The following is a 19466-nucleotide window of genomic DNA, read 5'->3' as shown; positions in this document are numbered from 1 at the left end:
GCTACCAGCGGTAGTAATAACCGTGGGTAGCTTGGACGTTTGCTCCTTTATATTTTATCAGGTGAAACACTTGCTGACCCCGGCGGCTGGTGCGCTGCTCGCCCTGCTGGCCGCCTGCGGCCCCACCGACAAGCCCGCCGCCACCGCCCCGCCGCCCCCGGCCAAGCCCGTGGTGCCCGGCCCCGACATCGCGGCCCTTACCGACACTACGGCGCCGGCCGCGCTGCTAGCCTACGGCCGCCAGTACCCCGGCTCGGAGGTGCTGCTAAAGACCCGGCTGGGCAACATCCGGGTGCATTTGTTTGACGATACGCCCATTCACAAGGCCAATTTTTTGCTGCTGGCGCGGCGCGGCGTGTTCGACGAAACGGTGTTTAACCGCGTGGTGAAGGGCTTTGCCGTGCAGGGCGGCCAGACTAGCGGGCCGCGTACCATTCACCTGCGCACCTACCGCCTGCCGCCCGAAATCCGGCCCCAGCACTTCCACGTGAAGGGTGCCCTGGGCATGGCCCGCTACGACGACGATAAAAACCCCGGCCACCTCTCGTCGAATACTGATTTTTATTTCGTGGTGGGCGAAAAGCTAGCCCCTTACCAAAGCCGCGCTGCCGCCGGGCGGCCCCTCACGCCGGCCCAGATGCAGGCCTACGCCACCAGGGGCGGCGTGCCCTCGCTCGATGGCAAGTATACGGTGTTCGGCGAGGTTATCGAGGGCCAGGATGTGGTTGATAAAATCAACCAAGTAAAAGTGGACCCCGGCGATAAGTGGCCGGTCGAAGACGTTGGGATGAAAATGGAAGTAGTGAAATGATGAATTAAAAACTAAGAATGAGGAAATTAAAAAAGGATGCTGCGGGTCGCAGCATCCTTTTTTAATTTCCTCATTCTTAATTCATTACTTCCCCACGTATACCTTGCCCTCCTTCATTACGAAAGTGGGCCTGGTGAGCGTGGCAATGGTTTGCAGCGGGTCGCCCTCCACGGCTACGATGTCGGCGTACTTACCAGCTTCCAGGGTGCCCAGGTTTTGCGGGTCCCCGAGCAGCTCAGCAGCATTCAAGGTGGCGGCGCGGATGGCGTCGAGGGGCGACAGGCCGGCCTCGGTCATGTAGCCAAATTCCAGCGCGTTCTGGCCGTGGCGGTACACTCCCGCGTCGGTGCCGAAGGCCACGCGCACGTTCTGCTTAATGGCCTTGCCGAAGGTGGCTTGCAGCTGCGAGCCGATGCTCAGGGCTTTGGCCGCCACCACGGGCGGAAAATAGTCGGGATGGCGGCGGGCCGTGTCGGCCACCGACTTGCCGGCAATGATGGTGGGCACGTACCAGGTGCGGTTTTTAGCCATCAGCTGCATGGCTTCGGCATCGAGGAGCGAGCCGTGCTCGATGCTCGTGACGCCCGCCCGCACGGCCCGCTTGATGCCCTCGGCGCCGTGGGCGTGGCAGGCCACGGCCATGCCCAGGTCGCGGGCCGTTTGCACGATGGCCCGGATTTCTTCTTCCGAGTACTGCGCGCCGCTGCCATCCTTGCTCAGGTCGAGCACGCCGCCGGTGCTGGCGATTTTGATGAGGTCGGCCCCGCGCCGAAACTGCTCGCGCACGGCCTGGCGGCACTGGTCGGGGCCGTTGGCCACGCCCTCGGCCGTGCCGGGGTGAAACCGCGCAATCAAGTCGTCGCTCAGGCCATCGGTATCGTCCATGTGCCCGCCGGTGCTCGAAATAGCTGTGCCCGCCGTGTAGATGCGCGGCCCCGGCACCAGCCCCTGCGTCACGGCCTTGCGCAGGGCAATATTCACGCCCGAGCCGCCGCAGTCGCGCACCGTGGTAAAGCCGGCGCGCAGCGTAACCAAGGCATTGGCCTCGGCGCGGTAAGCCACGTCGGCCGGGTTCAGGGTGAATTTTTCCCGGAAGCTGTTGCGGCTCGGCGACGATTCGAGGTGCACGTGGCAGTCGATGAAGCCGGGCAGCACCGTCTTATTTTCCAAGTTGATAACCTGGTCCTGCGGCCCGCTGGCGGCGGTGTAGCCGCCCTGCACGGCCGTAATGCGATTTTTCTCGACCACGATGGTCTGCTGGCTTAGCAGGCGGCCACTGCGCACGTCGAGCAGACGCCCGCAGTGCAGGTAGGTTTTTTGGGCCAGGGCGGCGTGGCTAGCCAGGGCCAGCAGGCCAAGGGCGAGGAGCGAGCGGGTAGGGGTGGGCATAGGGCGGAACGCGCGAGGAAAGTGGAAACGGAAATTTGGCTGCAAGCTACGCGTCGCTTGTTACCGGGCGCAGCAAAAAGCGGCGTTCGGCGCTACGTTTGCAGCCCGGACTATTCTTTTCCCACCTTTTTTATGACGACCCAACAGGATTTTGAAACCGCCGCGCAGCGCGCGCAGCAACTGCCCGCCAAGCCCAGCAACACGGTGCTGCTCCAGCTGTATGCCCTCTACAAGCAGGCCACCGAGGGCGATGCTACCGGCCCGCGCCCGGGCGGCTTCGACTTCAAGGCCATTGCCAAGTACGACGCCTGGCACCAGCTAGCCGGCCTCAGCAAAGATGCCGCCCGCCAGCAATACGTGGAGCTCGTGAGCGAACTAGCGGGATAAATTTCCTTCGGCAGCACGTTCCTAATAAAGGCTGTTTGCAGCGCCGATGGCGCGGGGCAGCGCCCCGCGCCATCGGCGCTTACCTATTGCGTACCCCTTACTGCGTCATGGACATCTCCCGCAAGAAGCCCAGCTACCCGCTCACGCCGGCCCTGCGCCAGTACCTGCGCGACTACGACCGCGAGGCGCCGCTGCCGGTGCGCTACGCCGATTTGCTGCGCTTCACGGGCTCGTTTGCGCTGCTCGACCGGGTGGGCAAGGATACGCTTTGGGAAACGGTATTTTACGAGCCGGGCACCCTGGCCGAGCTGAGCGAAGGCTTGGTGCAGGTGTACGCGCTGCTCAAGACGGCCGGCGACCTGTCCTTTGCCAACGACCTGCTGGCCGACCGCATCGACTACTGCCGGTTTGGCAACTCGCACCCGTTTCGGGTGCGCATTCTGAACCAGCTCAACGACAACTACGACTACTTCTACGTGAAGCAGGCCGATGCCTCGCGCCTCTACGGCCTGGAACTGGAGCATCTGCTGTCGCCCAACTCGATGAACTACTTGGTGGACACTGGCAATACGCTCATTGAGGAGCACATTGCCGGCATTCCGGGCGACGACTTCATCCGGCTCCGGCTCAACCAGCCACACCTCAACCAGGTGCGCATCGCCAAGGAGTTTGTGAAGTTTAATGAGCGCTGCTTCGCTCGGCTGCTCGGCGACATGCGCGCCTACAACTACGTGGTCGATATCACGCCTGATTTTGAGGACGAGCAGTACCGGGTGCGCGCCATCGACTTCGACCAGCAGAGCTACGAAGGCCGCCGCGCCATGTACGTGCCCCAGTCGTTCAAAGACAACCACGCCGTGGTGGAGATGTGCGCCCGCCTGCTCAAGCCCAGCACCCTGCGCCAGTACCAGGCCGAGGAGCGCACGCTCATGGCCCGCCGCGCCCGCGCCGAGCGCCACCGCCTCAAGGCCCTGCTCGACGTGATGCGCCGCCAGGAGCTAGCCCCGCCCGATAAGGTAGACGAGCTGAAAAGCAACCTCAACCGCTACCACCGCACCCAGCAGTTCAGCGGCTGCGACTCGATGGGCGACATTGTGCGCCTCAACCTGTGGCTGATGCTGGGGCCCAAAACGCTGGGTAGCCCTCCTGTAATGGCCTAGCCAGCCGGGCGATAAAGCGAGGCACACACTACTTTATTCCGCATGGTACGCGTTCAGCAACAAGAAGATACCGTTGTATTTACCGTCGAGGGCTGGCACAAGCTCTGGGCCTTTCGCAGCGAGTTGCGCATTCCGCGCGCCCACATCAAAAATGCCCGGGCCGACCCCGAGGCGGCCGCGCACTGGGCGGGCCTGCGGGCGGGTGGCACCTACGTGCCGGGCCTCATCACGGCCGGTACCTTTTACCTCGATGGCTTAGTTGACCACAAACCCACGTTTTTCGATGTGCAGCACCGGGAAAATACGGTGGTAGTAGAGCTAGCCGACGAGCAGTACGCCCGCCTCATTATTGAGGTCGAAAACCCAGCGGCGGTCGTGGCATTGCTCAACGGGCTAGCCGCCGCGCCGCGCTAAAACCGAAGAGCCACCACCCTGGCTAGGGTGGTGGCTCTTCGGTTTTGAAGCTAGCGAAGGCCTACACTGCTGGCTTGGGCGCGGGCAGGTCGAAGGCCGTGGCGTCGTGCTCGAAATGACCTTTGTGCGAGCCGTCGCAGAACGGCTTTTGCTTGCTGAGGCCGCAGCGGCAGATGCTGATGCGCTCGCGGCCGCCGAGGCCGTAGGCATTGCCTTGGGCATCTACGAGTTGAATGTCTTCGCCTTCCACGCGCAGCGAGCCATTGGAGAGGACAGTGAGTTTGGTTGCCATTTTTTGAGGAAATAAAAAGTGAGTTAAAGAAGTAGCGCGGATTTTTAGTCCGCGACTTAGAGCGCTTGGCGCTCGCGAACTAAAAGTCCGCGCTACTGGCGGCTTACAGTTCCTTGCGCAGCACGTAGTCGTTCATCCAGTACGGGCCGATGGGAATATCCTCCTCGCGGTGCTGCGCAAAGCCCTGGCGCTCGTAGAAGGCTAGCGCGGGATTGTGGCGGTTCACGTTCAGCTCCAAGGCTTTGCCGCCGGCTTCGCGCACGGCACCTACTACGGCTTCGACCAGGTTTTGGCCCAGGCCCTGGCCCTGGTGCGAGGGCAGCACGTAGATTTTATTGAGGTGGTACACGCCTTCGGGCTTCTCCGAGTAAGAGGCGAAGCCGCTGGGGTGCCCGTCTACATAAGCCAGCAAAAACTGGTGGTGCTGCTCGCGCATCTGGCGGCGCAGCGAGGCCGGCGTGTAAATGACGCGGTACATGTAGTCAATCTGCTCCTTCGAGATGATGAAGCGGTAGGTGGGCTCCCAGGTAGCCTCGGCCAGCTCGATGATGGTCGGAATATCCTGCTCGGTGGCGGGCTGAATGTGCAGGGGGGTGGCCGGCGGGGCCGAGGCAGAACGGATAGGCATAAGCGAGAAGCTGGGGGGCGAAGGTCGGCCAAAAAACCGACTTGGGCGCTGCCTGCGCATACGTAAGGCCCGCCCTGGTCGTTAAACAAGCACGTTTGGCCCGCCTTTGGCAAGGCAGTGCGGCCCTAATCCGCTGTATTTATTTCCTATGACCAGGCCCATTTTTAAGTTCCGCTCGGTCCCGGCCGTGCTCCTGCTGGCCGCGCTGCCGCTAGCCGCCTTCGCTCAAAATAGTGCCCAGGACAGCCTGCTGCGCCGGGGCGGCCTGCTGGGCGGGCGGCCGCACGCCTCGGTGCCGCGCGCTGCCGCCCCCCGCCGCTACGTCACTACTGCCGACCCCGGCCTGGCTAAGTACCTGCACGAAAGCATCAACGTGAACCAGCTGCCCGCCAGCCAGCTGCCCGACTTGTATGGCCGCTTTATCGAGGCCACCCGTGCGCAGCGCCGCCAGTGGAGCGCCCGCGACTGGGACGAGGCCAGCGACGCGCTCACCCGCCTCAATACCCGCTACGAGGCCGTGCGTAAGGAGCTGTCACTCGACGACCGCCTTACCGTGCGCAGCTACCAGGGCGAGTTTCGCACCCTGCAAGGCGCCCGCCGCGTGAAGGACCGCGTGAGCGAGTAGCCCGGCTAGCCCCGGCCGGCGGGGCGGGCTAGCGGCAGCGCTTACCTTTGGCGTCCGCATTTCGTCTGCTTACTGTTTTTTATCGCATGCACATTGCTATCGTTGGCAATATCGGCGCCGGCAAAACCACGCTGGCCCACAAGCTGGCCCAGCATTTTCGGTGGGATGTTTTTCTGGAAGAAGTGGCCGATAATCCCTACCTGAAGGATTTTTACGCCGATATGCCCCGCTGGGCCTTTCACCTCCAGGTGTATTTTCTGAACAGCCGCTTTCGCCAGACGCGCCACATCAAGGAACTGGTGCAGCAGGGCAAAAGCGTAATTCAGGACCGCACCATTTACGAAGATGCCCACATCTTTGCGGCCAACCTGCACCAGTCGGGCCTGCTGGCCGAGCGCGACTATAATAATTATTATGCCTTATTTGAGAGCATGATAAGCCTCGTCGACCCGCCCGACCTGCTGCTCTACCTGCGCGCCGACCTGCCCAAGCTCATTGGCCAGATTGAGAAGCGCGGCCGCGACTATGAGAATTCCATCAGCATCGAGTACCTCAAAAACCTGAATGAGCACTACGAGCAGTGGATTGCCAGCTATAAACACGGCAAGCTGCTCATCATCGACGTGAACGAGCTCGACTACGTGCGCCGCCCCGAAGACCTGGGATTCATCATCGAGCGCATTGATAATAAGCTATTTGGCTTATTTTAGGGTGTGCATAGAAACTGTTAAAACCCATCTGTCGTGCTGAGCTTGCGAAGCACGACAGATGGGTTTTAACTTTCCAGCGCCCGGTTCAAAAACTCGACCCACGGCCGCGCCGCTAGCATGCCGGCCACGGCGCGGTCGATAAAATCGGGCGCCAGCACTTCCTCATCCGAAAAAAGCCGCCCCACGCCGAAGCTCTTGAGCTTGAGAAAAGCCAGGTCGGGGTCGTCGGCGCGGTAGCCGCGCGGCGGGCGGGTTAGCTGCTCCGCACGCATGTCGAGGCCCGCCGGAAAGTGCCTGCGCAATTCCGCATCGGCCAGGCAGCGGTGAAAGCCCGCGCCATCATAGTGAATTTCCTGGCGAATGGCCGCCAGCTCGGCTGGCGTGGGCGAGAAGCGCCCGGCGCGCAGCCACGAGCCGCCGCCCGGCATCAGGGCCAGGAAGTAGCCGGCGCGCAGCGCGTGGCGCCCGCCCGGCACCAGGCCTGCGCCGAGGCGGCGCTTGTAGGGCTCGGGGTCGGTTTGGCTGCGGTCATTTTTGTGCAGCCGAAACATGGCCTGCGCGGGCGTGAGGCCCGCTAGCTCGGGAATGGCGGGCGTGGCCCGGCGCAGCACCTCCGTAACCAGCGTCGCAAAGGTGTCGCGGGCGCGCAGGTAGTCGGCGCGGTGCTCCTGCATCCAGGCCGTATTATTATTAGCCGCCAGGCGGCGCAAAAAATCCAGTACGAAAGCCAGGTCCACTTTGTGAGCTATGAATGATGAGTCAAAAGTTATGAGCTGGCAGGCGCTGCTTTGAAAACTTATCACTCGTAATTTTTAACCCGTGATAATGACGGCGTCGCCGACCTGAATACTGCCGCTGGCGGGGCCGGTCACGTTTTGGCCAAAGAGCACCTTGCGGTCGGGCTTGCGGTAGGTGGCTAGGGTGCGCAGGGGCTCGCTGGCCGGGTCTTTTTGCGCCGTTGCCTGGTCGATGGTGGTGACGACGCAGCGCCCGCAGCCGCGCACCGACCGGAAAGGCTGGCCGGCAATGCTCAAGCTAGCCCAACTCATTTCGGCGTCGGCCGGCGCGCCGCGGACTACCAGGTTAGGGCGGAAGCGGTTCATCGGCACCGGCTCGGCGAGCCGGGTATTAAGCTTGGCTAGCGACTCTTCGGTAGCAAGCAGGTAGGGGTAGCCATCGGCAAAGCTTAAGAGGGTGCCGGCGGGGTTCAGCTCGGGCTTATCGGGCTCGACCTCGCGGCGCACCATGTCCGACATATACACCAGCCTGCAGTGCTGGCCCAGCGCTTCGGTGAGCCAGGCATCGGCTTCAGGCGCGCCGCGCCAGGCCCACACCATATCGTCCCAGATGCTGACAAACAGCGTCTTATCGGGCTGGGCCTCAAACGGAATGTAGAGCGGCAGCAAGTCGGGCCGCTGGCGGTGGCGCAGCAAAAAACCATTATAAGCCGGCTCCACGGCTAGCAGGGCCATTTCGGCGTGCTCGCGCTGGGTCAGGAAGCGGTTGCGCTCGTCCACAATCAGCCAGCGGCGGTCGTGGCGCAGGCCCCGCGGCGTAAGCGCGGCCGCCGGCAGGCTGATGCCGCCCAACGACTTAACCGGATAGATAAAAATACCTGAAAGCGTAATTGCAGAAGAAGAGGCCGTCATGCCGTAAAGTTAGGGTGCCGACGAGCGCTCCTGCCGCGTGCCAGAAGGAAGCGCGCGTCGATTTAATGCAGCGCCCGCTTCTTCACCATGCCACCCTTGGCTTCGTTCACGCTGTGCATAATAATAAAGGCGCGCGGGTCGAGCCGGTTTACTTCGGTCGTAACCTGGCTCACTTCGAGGCGCGTGACCACGGTAAAAACAATGTCAATCGGGTCGGGCTGCTCGCCGCGCGAGCCGTAGCCCCGGTGCCCGGCATACACCGTAACGCCCCGGCCCAGGCGCTCGGTGAGCGCCCGCCGAATGGCATCGCTATGCTCCGAGATGATGGTGACGCCCGTGTATTCCTCGATGCCATTGACTACAAACTCAATAGTTTTGGAGGCCGCCAGGTAAGTGAGAATGGAGTAAAGCGCCGTTTGGACCGACAGCACGACGGCCACCACGATAAAAATCAGAATGTTGAGCACCAGCACGAAGTCGCCCACGCTCAGGCTGGCTTTGCGGCTCAGGTACACGGCCAGGATTTCGGTGCCGTCGAGCACGCCGCCGCCGCGCATGGCCAGCCCAATGCCGGCCCCCAAAAAAAAGCCGCCAAATACCGCAATCAGCATCTTGTCCTGAGTGATAACTGGGAACGGCACCACCACCAGCACCAAGGCCAGCCCCAGAATAGCGGCCAGCGCCCGCAAAGCAAATCCGCGCCCCAACTGCTTATAGCCTAGCCAGATAAATGGTAGGTTGAGCACCACCAGAAATACCGACAGCGGCAAATGAATAAGCCGGGCCGCCAGCAGCGAAATACCCGTTACGCCGCCGTCGAACAGGCCATTGGGCAGAATAAACGCTTCGAGCCCCAGCGCGGCTGAAAACACGCCGGCCACCAGATACAGCAGGTTGCGGCCCTGTGCCCGCAGCCACGACTCGGGTGGGTGGGTGGCGGGCGTTTGCGGGTGGCTGTCAGGTATGGCCGCGGGCGAAGGAGCAGTAGCAGTAGCCCCTGCGCCCGCGGCGGCCTGGCTAGCCTTTAGCCGCCGTAGGCGTTCCAAGATGAATAATTGAGGAAGCATACCCGGCTTTACGATAAAAGCCAGGCGGCTGCCGAAAAATTAGGGTTTTTTAGCCGCCTCGGCCTGGGCCGCGAGTTGCAGGGCAGCGTATAAATCAACGATGCCGCCGGTGGCCGACAAGGTGCTGAAATCGGCCTTCTTGCCCTTTTCGCCGGGTACCAGTACCTGGGTGTGGTGCACCTGGGCCGACTGCCGGATAATGCGCTTGAGGTCGGCGGCCGTGAGGCTGGGGTAGTATGACTTAAGCACGGCGGCCACGCCGGCCGTTACGGGCGAGGCCATGCTGGTGCCGCTTTCCGAGCCGTACTTATTGCCCGGGAGGGTTGAGAAAATGCCCACGCCCGGCGCAAATACATCGACTTGGCGCTTCGAGTAGTTGCTGAAGCTAGCCGGCAGGTTCTCATCGTCGGTGGGGCCGCTGGCACCCACGGTAAGCAGGGTGGGCGGCGTCGAGCCGTCGAGGTAAAACGAGGCGGGGTAATGTTGCGTCACGTCGAGGTTATCATCTTCATTGCCAGCGGCGTGCACCAGCAGCACGTTGTGGCTAGCCGCGTATTTATAGGCGGCCTCCACGGCCGGGCGCTGGGGCGAAAATTCCTTGCCAAAGCTCATGTTGATAATCTGCGCGCCGTTGTCCACGGCGTAGCGGATGGCGTTGGCCACGTCTTTGTCGCGCTCGTCGCCATTGGGCACGGCGCGCACGCTCATCACCCGCACCGGCGCGCCGGCAATGCCCTGTACGCCAATGTTGTTGGTGCGCACCGCCGCAATAATTCCGGCTACGTGCGTGCCGTGCAGCGCGTCGGGACCCATCACGTCGTTGTTGCCGTAGTTGCGCTGCGTCACGTCGTCGGGGTTGTCTTTGACAATGTCGGCGCGGGCGTTGAACTTGGTATTCAGGCTGTAGTCGAGTTGCTCGCGCTGGTCTTTCAGCTCATTATTCAGTTCGCTGATGAGGGCGTCGGTATCGCCGATGCCGCCCTGCTTCATATTCTGGTAGAGCGAGGTCAGCAGGCCCTTGAAGTCGGGGTCGGAGATGCGCGCGGCGGCCTGGCGCATGGTGGCCGTGTCGAGCTTATCGACCCCGAGCTTTTCCTTGAGCGCGGCCGTCATCTGGGTCAACGGGCCGGTCATCTGGCCGGCCTGGGCCAGCTCGGTGGTCAATTCCTTGCGCTTGGCATCGTAGGCTTTCTTAGCCTTGAGGTACAGGGTATAGTTGGCGCGGTCGGCGGAGAGAACCTGGGCGCTGGTTTTGCCCGCGAAGCGCGGCCCGTACTTGGCTACGATGCGCGTCGATTCGAGGGTTTCGACCGAGATGTTGCGGCCATCCTTACCGCCGATAAAATTCCAGCCGTGCACATCATCCACGTAGCCATTGTGGTCGTCGTCGATGCCATTGCCCGGAATCTCACCAGGGTTGCGCCACAGCACGGGCTTCAAATCGACGTGCGCCGTGTCGATGCCCGAGTCGATAACGGCCACTACTACCGGCGCGGGCGTGCGGCCCTTCAGCAGCTCGGCGTAGGCGCGGGTAGCCCCCACGCCGGGTACTTTATCAAGCTGAGGGTCGTTGAGATACCACTGGGCCTTAGCGGCTTCGGCCACGGTGGGGCCGGCGGGCGTGCTAGGGGTGGCGGGGGCCGCCGCGTCGGGTATGGCGGCCACCGGGGCCGCCGGAGCCACGGGTGCGGCCGGGCTAGTAGGCACGCTGGCGGCGGGCGGCACGGCGGCGGTAGTAGCCGGCTGGGCCACGCGGCAGCCAGCGGTAGATAGGAGGGAGGCCGCTAGCGCGAGGCGCGGCCAGGTAGCGAGTTGGTTGGGAAGCATCAGCAAAAGATAACGGGACGCGGAACGCAGTCGCCGGACTATAAGACGGGGGAGGGCCACCGGGTGTTGCGCCCGGCGGCTTGCCGCCGCAATAGTACGGCCGGCCACAACCCCGCTCACGGGCCCGGCGTACCGCCCAACATATTGCTTGCCTTCTTCTGTCCCATTTCCCGATGTACACCCTAGCCCCCGCCGACTTCTCGCGCCAGCTGCGCCTGGGCCAGAGCCCCGACCTCACGCGCCGCCGCTGGATAATCGGCTTGTCGTTTGTGACAGCCGCTGCCGGCCAGATTGTGACGCTTTATCAGACCGGCATTATTCATCACCTGCCCGACCCGCCGCTGGCCGTGTTCAATTCCGACAAGGTCGATGCCTCCGATTACGCCTATAAACGCCTGCAAATGCCCGACGCCCCGGCCATGATTGTGACGGCTGGTATCACGGCCATGCTGGCCTCAGCCGGCGGCCAGGAGCGGGCTAGCCAGCAGCCCTGGCTGCCGGTGGCGTTGCTTGGCAAAACCCTCATCGACCTCGTGACCAACGTGCAGCTGGGCCGCGAGGAGTGGCAGGAAAACAAAAAGCTCTGCTTCTATTGCCAGGCCAGCACTGTAGCCGCCACGGCCGCGGCCGTGCTAGCCGTGCCCGAGGCAATACGCGCCATCAAGACGCTGCTGGATGGGCGCCAGCGCGCGGCCTAGCCAATGAGTCAGCGCGGTTACCAGGTTGGTGTATCGGGCGGGCGGCCGCTTTTCGTCGGCGCGTTCGGGCCACTCGTTCTTCTACTGAGTGGTCGGCTGCAAAAAGCCGCCCGCCCTGCCAACCGCTTATTTGCTGTTCGTATGCGTCAGTTGTATGTTGCTGGCTGGGTGTGAGGCAGGGCAGCCCGCTAGCGTAGCTAGCCTATTTCCTGAGCCGCCGCCTAAAGCTTTTCTAAATTAGAGCTGCCCCTGCGCCCGCACGAAAAGCGCTTCGATGTCAGCAGTGATTTTTCGCGCCTGCAGCTTTACATCGATACCCTGCACCCGCAGCAGTTGCGCTACCGGCTGCAGACAAATCTGGTGGGCTAGCTAGGCACAGGTTTAAAAGGATTATTGCCACCAGGCTTGCTTTTCCCGCTAGCACGCCGCTATCGGAGCACAATTCCCTCACGCCGTTCACAGGGCCTGCGCTGCTGAGAAATAGTGAGCCTACTGCTGCCAGCATTAAATTGTTGGCGTTCATCCGGCAAGTTTAGAGTATGCTATCTACACCTCTACTACCTCTCCCGACTCAAAATAATAAATTATTCCGCGCACGTCTTCGTACCCTAATTCGCGGAATAATTTGCCGTAGTCGCGCAGCCGGATTGTGTGAATGTCCTGCGGTGGCGGCAACTTAAAATCGAGCATCGTCACCGTTTGCTCGGCGCGGCTAGCTCCTGGGCCGAATACAATGCGGTCGGGCTTGTAAACGCGCTGCGTGTGGCCTCCTATTACTATTTCGCGCTCCGTTTCCACGGCCAGATTATCGGCAAAATACGGAGCTAGCCGCACGTTGTTCAGAATTGCTTGCAGGCGGGTTTCTAATTCGGGCCGCTCCTGTTGGTTGAGAATGCCTTCGGCCACGAGCTGGCGCAGCGTGCGGCCGAGGTCGCGGGCCGCCAACAGGCGACGCAACGCGTAGTGCAGCTTGCGATTCAGTTCCCCCAGTTTTTCCTGCTCGTCAAAATCAAATACCGTCGTGGCATGGCGCCGCAGCTTGAGGCGCTCATCCCAGGGCGTCGACGCCAAATTTACCAGCGGAAAATTAGGCGCTTTAGTTGGTTCGCGACTGGTTTTAGAGCTAGCGGCCGCGCCCGCATTCAGCACGAAGCTGGTCGTGTTGGCCTGCCAGCGGCCGAGGTGGCGCAGGTAGCCGGCTAGTAGGTCGGCCACGTCGCGGGCCGGACTTTGGAAAGCGGCTGGCTCGGCCGCATTCGTGAGCGGCAATTCTTCGGTAGTTCTCTTGGGCTCGGTGGGCGTTTTACTCAGGATGTAGAGCCGATGGCGGGGCCGGGTAAAGGCCACGTAAAGCGTGTTGAGGCCGTCGAGCAGCGTTTTCTCGCGCTCATCGGCATCCTGCTCGGCTAGGGGGGTGTAAGTCAAGGTTTTATTGAGACGCACCACGGCCACGTCGGGTAAGTTGGCCAGGGGCTTTGCGCCGGCTTCGAGGCGACCCCAGAGCAGCGTGTCGGTGCGCGGCACCAGCGCCCAATCGGCAAACGGCACGATAACAATGCCATACGCCAGCCCCTTGGCCTTGTGCACCGTCGTGATGGTAATGGCATCGGCCCCACCCGGGGCATTGATGCTGAGCGAACCCTTGCGCTCGTCCCAGTGCGTCAGAAAATTACCTAAATTATTGCCGTATTTTAAACTGAATTCCAACGTCAAATCCAGGAAGCGAAACAAGTAGTCGCTCTCGGCATTAGCCCGAGCAACCCAAAAATGCCTAGTAGTTTTTCAGTTAATTCGTACAGTCCAAGATTGCCAGTTTTATCCTCGTCTACGTCAAATCCCAGGCTGCGTAATTCATCAAAAAATGGCTTGCCGCTTTCTACATTATTCGCTACCTCGGCAATGTGGCGTGCGCGGGCTGGAGTAGGGGCTAGCCGGCGCACTACTTTGTCAATCAGCAGCAACGCTTCGGCCTGCGCCAGGGTATCGTGGCTTTCGTGCAGCACCCGCATTATGGCCACCAGCAAATTCACTACCTCGGCAAATTGGAGGGCTAGCGAATCGGCCGAAATGATAGAAAAGCCGCGCTCTTTTAAAAATTTAGCGAGCAGCCGACTTTGCCAGCGTGTGCGGCATAATACCGCCACGTCGCGCAGATAATACCCGTCGGCTAGGGCCTGCTCTACCAGCTGCAAGGTCAGGTAGCAGGTGCTTTCGGCATAGTCGAGCAACGCCTCGGGCGCGTAACCGGGCAGGGGGGCGTCGAGATACAAACCGCTGGCCGGCGCGTAGCGCCGGGCCGGCGCATCGTCTTTAGTAAAAAGCAATTCAACGTGGCCGGCTAGGTCGTCAAATTCACTGTCGAATAATTCACCCTTGCGCCCTGGCATTTCTTGCCGAAAGCCCGGCTCAAAAATGCCCTGCACCACGTCGTGCTCGCCGCTGCGCTCGCGCACGTAGCTGAAAAAATTGTTATTAAACCCAATTATCGCCGGTTCGCTGCGATAATTAATGGCTAGCGAATGTGGTTCCAGATTATGCTGCAAGGTTTGGTAGCGCTCCGTGAGTAGCCGCTGCATATCGGCAGCGCGGGCACGCGCAACCAGTGCGTTTGTATCGTTTTGATAAAGCCGCAGAATTTGTTCCAGTTCGCCACCGCGCCAGCGGTAAATAGCCTGTTTGGCATCGCCCACGGCCAGCGAGAGCCCGCCGTTACCCACCGCATTTTCCACCAGCGGCAATAAATTATTCCACTGCAAAACGGACGTGTCCTGAAACTCGTCAATCAACAAGTGCCGGTATTTCTCGCCCAGCCGCTCGTAAATAAACGGCACCGGCTCGTTGAGCACAATCGCCGCAATGCGCCGGTTAAATTCCGAAATTAGCACCACGTTGCGTTCGCGGCTGATTTCCTCTACTAATTTATTTAATTCGCTCAGCAGTGAGGCGTGAAATAAAAACGGCTGCACCGCGCCCAGCAGCACGTAGCCGGGTAAGTATTTTTCGCGCAGGGCCAGCAATTCGCCAAAGGCGTCTTCCAGCGCCGGCTGGGCGGCTTCGATGGCGGGCACCAGGCCGGCTTTCTTGCCTTTCTCGCTCCACCATTTGCCGCTTTCTATCGTTTTGCGGGCCGTGGCGGTCGGAAACAGCGCGTCTTTTTCGGGCGGACTCAGCCAGCGCTCCCACTTCGTGAAATGCCCGTAAATGCCGCTGCTACCGCTAGCCAGGTGCTCGGCCTCAATGCCGGCCGCCGCCAGCACGGCCAGTGCGCGGTCGGCCTGGGCCTGCACTGCCGCTTCGGCTTCCTGCTGCCGGGTGCGGATTTCCTGGTCGAGCGCCCGGAAGTCGGCCATCGTTTTCTGGCCCAGCTGGGCCACGGCCTCGTGCACGCTCTCGTTGAAGAGCGCCCGGCCGAAATCCAGCAGCTCGTCGGGCAGCTTGTTCCAGTTGCGGCCCTGCTCGGCCTGGCCCAGCGCGTAGTCGGCCAGGGTCTGGCTCAGCAGCTTGCTATCCGCGTCGCGGTTCACCTTGTCGATGAGCGCGGCCACCGCCGAGCGCAGCACGCTGTCGGTATCCAGCTCCACCTCGAAGGTGGCGGGTAGCCCCAGCTCGCGCGTGAAAGCCGTGACGATGCGCTGCACAAACGAGTCGATGGTGCTTACCGCAAAGTCGGCGTAGTGGTAGAGCACCAGCCGAAACGTGGCCGCCGCCCGCCGCCGCACTTCCTGCTGCCACTCGGCGGGTGTGCGCAGGTGGGGCGGCAATTGGTTTTCCTGGGCCAGTTCGGCGGCTACCTCCACCAGCAGGGCATCGGGCTTATCGTCAATAGCTTGCGTGAAGCGCCGCAGCGCGCTCACAATGCGCTCCTTCATCTCGCCCGCCGCGTCGTTGGTGAAGGTTATCGCCAGAATACTCTTAAAATAATCGGCCTTGTACACCCGCTCGCCCGTGGGGTCGGCCGGCTGCGGGTAGCCCAGCGCCAGCTTCAGGTACTCTTTCGTTAATTGGTACGTCTTGCCGGAGCCGGCAGACGCGGAATAGATTCGGAAGGGGGCTGGCATTAAAACTTTTAGAGAATAACGTTTAAATTATGCTGACAATAAAAAGCGAAGACACGGCCTCCCAGAGAGCTACGAATTATAGCTTGGTTCTTGGAAGCCTTTTTTTTGCTTCATCATTCTTCCAAATAAATAGGGCTGTTGCGCTTGTCGGCTTTTTAATTATTGAAGCTGCTCTTCTAATAATAGTGTTCAGCGAGCGGCGGGTCCAGACACTCAAAATACAAGGTAAAAGACTTGATATACTATATGGAGGCTCAAGTAGTAAAAGTTGGCAAACGTACCAGTTGGCCGACCTAAATGGTGAAGTTCTCAAGTTTAATAGAGTAGTAGGCTCGCCTTATTACGTACTCAAAATTTTTCGCGAGAATCAATTAATTGGGCTTGCCGATACCCGCAAAGGTTTTGAAAAAAGCAGGCTAGAAACGCTGCTGTCTTTAATGAAGCGCAGAGGTGCCTAACAGCCGCTCCGCCACTTCCCCCGGCACCCGCACCGGCCGCCCGCTAGCTCCATCTAGCAGCACCCACTGCGTTTCGGCGGCACACAGCAACTGCCCATCGGCCACGCGCTCGATGCGGGTTAGGCGCTTCGAGCTGGCGCCTTTCACGTCGGCTACCCAGGTGCTGAGGCGCAGCTCGTCGCCAGCGTAGGCCGAGCGCAGGTAGCGCACACGGTGCTCCTGCACCACCCACACCTGGGGCGGTAGCTCGGCCGTGGGCGGGTAGAGGTGGTGCCAGTGGGCGGCGGCCACGTCCTGCACCCAGCGCACGTAGGCCACGTTGTTGGCGTGGCCGAGCTGGTCGATGTCGCTAGCCTCGACGGTAAAGGTGTGAGTATAAGCGTGGCTAGGGGTTAGGGGGGTATCCATAACTTTTTTTGGAGATAGACGAAGTTCGGGGATTTTGTCTATCTTTGGCGCAACTCAAGGCTCTGTGGTGCTGTTCCGGTCCGCTCCGGTGTGTTAGCATCCAAGGTCCCCAGCTTGCCACCGGGCTTTGACGACACCCAAACTTTTTTTTATTATGCCGACCGGAACGGTAAAATTCTTCAATGAGACCAAAGGCTTTGGTTTCATCAAAAACGACGAGACTGGCCAAGACATCTTCGTCCACGTCACCGACCTAGTAGACGCCAAGACGCTACAAGAAAAAGACAAAGTTCAGTACGAAGAAGCCCAAGGCCGTAAAGGCCCGAACGCCGTTAAAGTGTCGCTGCTCTAAGCAACGCGCACCTTTCGTGCTAGCAGAAAGCGCCTTCCCACGCGGGAGGGCGCTTTTTTTGTGGCTTGGCCAGACTCGTTGACAGTCGTTGCCCTGCTGACGAAGGAAGCATCTCGCCAGGGTTACCAACTCCAATGGCGCGAGCGAGATGCTTTCTTCGTCAGCAGGACCAGAGATTTTATTTGCAGAATTAGCCTTTTCCAAATAAAATCCGTACCTTTGCACCCGCATTTGAGAACGGTCCCATTGAGTGGCCGGGGTGGCCCCGAGTAAGTAGTTGGCTGCCGAGTAGTTTCCCGTTTTATCGGTCGTATTTTTTCCGCCTTGTCGTTAGTAGGAAGGTTGAGGGGGAAGAAGCGCCGCCGCTGTTGAGCCGGCTGTTTTCAGAGCGTAGTCTCATTCCCCACAAGCTACCCAGGTTTTGGAAAACCAGGTAGCCCAGCAACCTATTCCGTTCCGACATGGATACTGAACAAGTAGAAAATACCCCCGTTAAGGCCGTCGACAAAGCTAAAATCCGCTTCGACGAGCTCAACCTCTCGCCCGAAGTACAGCGCGCCATCACCGAAATGGGCTACGAGGAAGCCTCGCCCATTCAATCGGCCGCCATTCCGGTGCTGCTCGCGGGCAAAGACGTAATCGGTCAGGCCCAGACGGGTACCGGCAAAACGGCTGCTTTCTCGATTCCCGCCATCGAAGGCGTGGACGGCGAAAGCCGTGACGTGCAAGTAATTGTGCTTTGCCCCACCCGCGAGCTTGCGGTGCAGGTTTCGGGCGAAATCCAGAAGCTGGGTAAGTACAAGAAGGGCCTGGCCGTGGTGCCGATTTACGGCGGTTCGTCCTACGACCGCCAGTTCCGCGCCCTGGAGCGCGGCGTGCAGATTGTCATCGGCACCCCCGGCCGCGTAATGGACCACATCGAGCGTGGCACGCTGAAGCTTGACAAAGCGACCAAAATCATTCTCGACGAGGCCGACGAAATGCTCGACATGGGCTTCCGCGAAGACATCGAGTTTGTGCTTAGCAAAATGCCCGAGAACCGCCAGACGGTATTTTTCTCGGCCACGATGAGCAAGCCGATTATGGAAATGACCAAAAAATACCAGCGCGACCCGCAGGTAGTGAAGGTCAACCATAAGGAGATGACGGTGTCGAACATCGAGCAGAGCTACTTCGAGGTGCGCGGCCCGCAGAAGAAGGACGTGCTCACGCGCATCCTCGACATGTACAACCTGAAATCGACCATCATCTTCGCCAATACCAAGCGTATGGTCGATGAGATTGTATCGGACCTGCAAGCCAAGGGCTACTTTGCCGATGGCCTGCACGGCGATATGAGCCAGGCCCAGCGCCAGAACACGCTCGATAAATTCCGCAAAAACACGCTCGAAATCCTGGTGGCTACCGACGTAGCGGCCCGCGGTATCGACGTAGATAACGTGGAGGCCGTATTCAACTACGACCTGCCCGCCGACGAAGAATACTACGTGCACCGCATCGGCCGCACGGGCCGCGCCGGCAAAAATGGCCGCGCCTTCACCTTCGTGAGCGGCCGCGACATCTACAAGTTGCGCGACATCATGCGCTTCACCAAGGCCGACATCAAGCTGGCCCAGGTGCCGTCGTTTGCCGACGTATCGGAGGTGAAAACCACGCTGTTCCTCAACCAGATTAAAGAGGTGGTGGACAAAGGCGGCCTCGACAAGTACATTGGCCGCGTGCAGCGCCTGCTCGACCAGAGCGAGGATATTACCTCGCTCGACATCGCGGCTGCGCTGCTCAAGATGACGATGAAAGAGGATAAGCGCAACGAGCAAAGCCTCGATGCCAGCCGCGAGAAAGGCGCTAGCCGCCCCGGCTACACGCGCCTCTTCATCAGCATGGGCAAGAAGGACCGCCTGCACCCCCGCGATGTAGTGGATTTGATTTCGGAAAGCACTAACCTGCCCGGCAACAAAGTCGGCGACATTGCGCTCTACGATAAGTTCAGCTTTGTAGAAGTGCCCAATGAGTTTGCCGAAGAGATTGTGGGCCAGCTAGGCCGCGCCAGCATCCAGGGCCAGCCGGTTACGTTCAGCATCGCTACGCCGGTGCAGGACGCTGCTGCTAAAGAGGAAGGCACCAACCGCCCCGAGCGCCGCGAAGGTGGCTTCGGCGGTGAGCGCCGTGGTGGCTTTGGTGGCGGCGACCGCCGCGAAGGTGGCCGCCCGCCCTACGGCGGTGGCAACCGGGGCGGTAGCTACGGCGACCGCCGCGAAAGTGGCAGCACCTACGGCGGTGGCTACAAAGGCGGCCAGGGCGGTGGTAGCCGTGGTGGCAGCAGCTATGGCGACCGCCAGGGTGGTCAAGGTGGGAGCTACCAGCGCGGCGGCTACAAAGGTGGCCAGGGCGGCGGCAGCAGCTATGGCGGCGGCTACAAGAAGCGCGAAGGTGGCTTTGACGAGTAGCAGCACAGATTTAGGCATCATTCACAGAATCGGTGAATAGTGCGTTTATCAAGAAAACAGAAAGGGCTACCCAGTGGGTAGTCCTT

General features: G+C 60.8%; 20 protein-coding genes. 10 read left to right on the top strand and 10 right to left on the bottom strand.

All coding sequences use genetic code 11. From position 1 onward, the window contains the following. Window positions 1-61 precede the first annotated feature (61 nt). Window positions 62-811: a peptidylprolyl isomerase gene (locus GKZ68_RS08830; protein ID WP_217275350.1), complete on the top strand. Its 750-nt coding sequence runs from the start codon at window positions 62-64 to the stop codon at window positions 809-811. 84 nt (window positions 812-895) lie between these two features. Here GKZ68_RS08830 and GKZ68_RS08825 read toward each other — a convergent pair whose 3' ends face one another. Beyond that, window positions 896-2200: an amidohydrolase family protein gene (locus GKZ68_RS08825; RefSeq protein WP_173113395.1), complete on the bottom strand. Its 1305-nt coding sequence runs from the start codon at window positions 2198-2200 to the stop codon at window positions 896-898. 132 nt (window positions 2201-2332) lie between these two features. Between GKZ68_RS08825 and GKZ68_RS08820 the strand changes: the two genes are divergently transcribed. The 3 genes from GKZ68_RS08820 to GKZ68_RS08810 all read left to right on the top strand — a co-directional run bounded on the left by GKZ68_RS08820 (window position 2333) and on the right by GKZ68_RS08810 (window position 4161). Then, a complete protein-coding gene (locus GKZ68_RS08820) occupies window positions 2333-2587 on the top strand; it encodes an acyl-CoA-binding protein (protein WP_173113392.1) in 255 nt (84 codons plus the stop codon). A 107-nt stretch (window positions 2588-2694) separates the two neighbouring features. Then, a complete protein-coding gene (locus GKZ68_RS08815; protein WP_173113390.1) occupies window positions 2695-3747 on the top strand; it encodes a hypothetical protein in 1053 nt (350 codons plus the stop codon). Between the two features lie 42 nt (window positions 3748-3789). Further along, window positions 3790-4161 (top strand): hypothetical protein, encoded by a 372-nt coding sequence (locus GKZ68_RS08810; RefSeq protein WP_173113387.1) that lies wholly within the window; start codon window positions 3790-3792, stop codon window positions 4159-4161. A 61-nt stretch (window positions 4162-4222) separates the two neighbouring features. Here GKZ68_RS08810 and GKZ68_RS08805 read toward each other — a convergent pair whose 3' ends face one another. Both GKZ68_RS08805 and GKZ68_RS08800 read right to left on the bottom strand, forming a co-directional pair. Then, window positions 4223-4453: a CDGSH iron-sulfur domain-containing protein gene (locus GKZ68_RS08805; protein ID WP_173113384.1), complete on the bottom strand. Its 231-nt coding sequence runs from the start codon at window positions 4451-4453 to the stop codon at window positions 4223-4225. 103 nt (window positions 4454-4556) lie between these two features. Next, window positions 4557-5081, bottom strand: coding sequence for a GNAT family N-acetyltransferase (locus GKZ68_RS08800; protein ID WP_173113381.1), 525 nt, complete (start codon window positions 5079-5081; stop codon window positions 4557-4559). A 148-nt stretch (window positions 5082-5229) separates the two neighbouring features. Here GKZ68_RS08800 and GKZ68_RS08795 point away from each other — a divergent pair, with 148 nt between their 5' ends. Then, complete coding sequence (locus tag GKZ68_RS08795) at window positions 5230-5706, top strand: hypothetical protein (RefSeq protein ID WP_173113378.1); 477 nt, start codon at window positions 5230-5232, stop codon at window positions 5704-5706. An 86-nt stretch (window positions 5707-5792) separates the two neighbouring features. Beyond that, entirely contained in the window at window positions 5793-6416 is a 624-nt protein-coding gene (locus tag GKZ68_RS08790) for a deoxynucleoside kinase (RefSeq protein WP_173113375.1), read from the top strand. 65 nt (window positions 6417-6481) lie between these two features. On the opposite strand, the gene GKZ68_RS08785 is transcribed toward GKZ68_RS08790, so the two are convergent. From GKZ68_RS08785 to GKZ68_RS08770, 4 genes are all read right to left on the bottom strand, one after another. Then, window positions 6482-7153 (bottom strand): DUF2461 domain-containing protein, encoded by a 672-nt coding sequence (locus tag GKZ68_RS08785; RefSeq protein WP_173113372.1) that lies wholly within the window; start codon window positions 7151-7153, stop codon window positions 6482-6484. Window positions 7154-7228: 75 nt separating this feature from the next. Then, window positions 7229-8065 carry an MOSC domain-containing protein gene (locus GKZ68_RS08780; protein ID WP_173113370.1) on the bottom strand — a complete coding sequence of 279 codons (837 nt, stop codon included), beginning with the start codon at window positions 8063-8065 and terminating at the stop codon, window positions 7229-7231. A 62-nt stretch (window positions 8066-8127) separates the two neighbouring features. After that, window positions 8128-9132, bottom strand: coding sequence for a YitT family protein (locus tag GKZ68_RS08775; RefSeq protein WP_173113367.1), 1005 nt, complete (start codon window positions 9130-9132; stop codon window positions 8128-8130). Window positions 9133-9171: 39 nt separating this feature from the next. After that, window positions 9172-10959, bottom strand: a complete 1788-nt coding sequence (locus GKZ68_RS08770) for a S8 family peptidase (RefSeq protein ID WP_217275349.1) — start codon at window positions 10957-10959, stop codon at window positions 9172-9174. A 173-nt stretch (window positions 10960-11132) separates the two neighbouring features. Between GKZ68_RS08770 and GKZ68_RS08760 the strand changes: the two genes are divergently transcribed. Next, a complete protein-coding gene (locus GKZ68_RS08760) occupies window positions 11133-11657 on the top strand; it encodes a vitamin K epoxide reductase family protein (protein ID WP_173113364.1) in 525 nt (174 codons plus the stop codon). A gap of 546 nt (window positions 11658-12203) precedes the next feature. Here GKZ68_RS08760 and GKZ68_RS08755 read toward each other — a convergent pair. Both GKZ68_RS08755 and GKZ68_RS08750 read right to left on the bottom strand, forming a co-directional pair. Then, window positions 12204-13370, bottom strand: a complete 1167-nt coding sequence (locus GKZ68_RS08755; RefSeq protein ID WP_173113361.1) for a 3'-5' exonuclease — start codon at window positions 13368-13370, stop codon at window positions 12204-12206. Next, the gene (locus GKZ68_RS08750) at window positions 13367-15715 is read right to left on the bottom strand and encodes an exodeoxyribonuclease V subunit beta (protein WP_173113358.1); all 2349 of its coding nucleotides are present in this window, start codon (window positions 15713-15715) and stop codon (window positions 13367-13369) included. Before GKZ68_RS08750 ends, GKZ68_RS08755 begins: the two co-directional genes overlap by 4 nt. Before the next feature lie 29 nt (window positions 15716-15744). Here GKZ68_RS08750 and GKZ68_RS08745 point away from each other — a divergent pair, with 29 nt between their 5' ends. Further along, entirely contained in the window at window positions 15745-16173 is a 429-nt protein-coding gene (locus GKZ68_RS08745; RefSeq protein ID WP_173113355.1) for a hypothetical protein, read from the top strand. On the opposite strand, the gene GKZ68_RS08740 is transcribed toward GKZ68_RS08745, so the two are convergent. Next, window positions 16150-16581 (bottom strand): thioesterase family protein, encoded by a 432-nt coding sequence (locus GKZ68_RS08740; RefSeq protein ID WP_173113352.1) that lies wholly within the window; start codon window positions 16579-16581, stop codon window positions 16150-16152. The two genes, GKZ68_RS08745 and GKZ68_RS08740, sit on opposite strands and share 24 nt — an antisense overlap. Before the next feature lie 154 nt (window positions 16582-16735). Between GKZ68_RS08740 and GKZ68_RS08735 the strand changes: the two genes are divergently transcribed. Both GKZ68_RS08735 and GKZ68_RS08730 read left to right on the top strand, forming a co-directional pair. After that, the gene (locus tag GKZ68_RS08735; RefSeq protein WP_173113349.1) at window positions 16736-16933 is read left to right on the top strand and encodes a cold-shock protein; all 198 of its coding nucleotides are present in this window, start codon (window positions 16736-16738) and stop codon (window positions 16931-16933) included. Between the two features lie 461 nt (window positions 16934-17394). Then, window positions 17395-19380: a DEAD/DEAH box helicase gene (locus GKZ68_RS08730; RefSeq protein WP_173113346.1), complete on the top strand. Its 1986-nt coding sequence runs from the start codon at window positions 17395-17397 to the stop codon at window positions 19378-19380. The last annotated feature ends 86 nt before the right edge of the window (window positions 19381-19466 follow it).

The organism is Hymenobacter sp. BRD128, from assembly GCF_013256625.1.
Taxonomy (GTDB): domain Bacteria; phylum Bacteroidota; class Bacteroidia; order Cytophagales; family Hymenobacteraceae; genus Hymenobacter.
Note: the sequence above shows the minus strand (reverse complement) of the source record. Positions and strands in the feature narration are given on the sequence as shown.